At 58.3% G+C, this 1,357-nt stretch carries 1 protein-coding gene; it reads right to left on the bottom strand.

The window, feature by feature from the left end; genetic code table 11:
* Positions 1-245 precede the first annotated feature (245 nt).
* Positions 246-1,280, bottom strand: coding sequence for an IS110 family RNA-guided transposase (locus tag GB927_RS34200; RefSeq protein WP_256121587.1), 1,035 nt, complete (start codon positions 1,278-1,280; stop codon positions 246-248).
* Positions 1,281-1,357: the final 77 nt, after the last annotated feature.

The following is a 1,357-nucleotide window of genomic DNA, read 5'->3' on the forward strand; positions in this document are numbered from 1 at the left end:
GCGTGGAAACGTATGGCCCGCCCTGCTTGCAAGTGTTTTTTTGATCCCTGCCAGTCTGCTTCAACGTATTCGGTCTCACGGGCATGCCGTGGCCAAGATGGATATCCGCACGTCCAGAGCCACGATAACCAACACGGTTTCAAAGAACCATTTCCACGCCTGGGCTATCTGAACGCCGATCAACTGTCAGGCCATCTCCATTCCACTCGCAAACATCGTAGGCTGCGCTCCCGGCAGCCAGTGACTCAGATTGCCGCTACGCCATAGGCCCGTTCATAGGGCTGCCCCTTGCGCAACACCGCCCAGGCGATACGCGCGAGCTTGTTTGCCAGGGCCACGATCACGACATTGCGGTGGACGCCTCGGGACAACATCGTCTGGAGCCATTGCCCGACTGGCGTGTCACTTTGACTGAGCGTGTGCATTGCCGCTCGAGCGCCGTGGACCAGCAAAGTTCGCAGATAGGTGTTGCCGCGCTTTGTTATCCCAAGCAGACGTGCCTTGCCTCCGGTGGTGAACTGTCGTGGCACAAGCCCCAACCATGCTCCGAGGTCTCGGGCATGCTTAAAACTACCGGCGTCACCAATTGCTGCAACGAGTGCCGTAGCGTTGAGCACGCCGATGCCGGGAATCGATGTCAGGCGGCGCATCGCGCTGTTCTGCCTGGCGAGTGCTACGAACTCAGCGTTCAATGCCTCGATCTTCTTGTCAAGCATTCGCCATTCGTCCCGCAATTCGATGACCAGGCTGCGGATGCGCGGTGACAGGATCTCATCAGCTTCGGCAAGGAGACCGTCCAGAGCGCTCTCGAACTTCACGCGGCCCGCGGCGAATATGACACCTCTCTCCAGGAGAACCGCACGGAGCTGATTGATCAAGGTCGTTCGCTCCGCAACCAGCCGGGATCGAACCCGATGCAACGTCTGGATATCCAACTGCTCCTGGCTCTTCAGTTCGACAAACCGCATCGTCGGTCGAGATGCCGCCTCGGCAATGCCCTCGGCATCTCTGTCATCATTCTTCTGCGCCTTTACATATGGGCGGACGTATTCCGGCGACATCAGCCTGATCTCATGGCCTCTCGCGGCAAAGAGCCGGCCAAGATGGTGTGCACCACAGCAGGCCTCCATCGCGATAACGCAGGCTGGCAGCTTCTCAACGAATTCAATCAATGTGTGTCGCCGCATCGTCCGGCGGACAACTACAGCGCCGCGGTCATCTACCCCAACAACGCTGCAGCTGCTCTTCCCGATGTCGATGCCCAAGATAGAAATCTGCATGGCTCTGCTCCTTTCCCTTCAAGAAAAGGACATCATACTCGATGTCCTCGGAAGGGCGGGCCATCCCATAACCAACA

This window comes from Shinella lacus, from assembly GCF_010994755.1.
Lineage (GTDB): Bacteria > Pseudomonadota > Alphaproteobacteria > Rhizobiales > Rhizobiaceae > Shinella > Shinella lacus.

What these genes read in the sequence shown, in the direction of transcription:
- GB927_RS34200 (WP_256121587.1), bottom strand. Translation starts at nt 1,280, where the DNA reads ATGCAGATTTCTATCTTGGGCATCGACATCGGGAAGAGCAGCTGCAGC.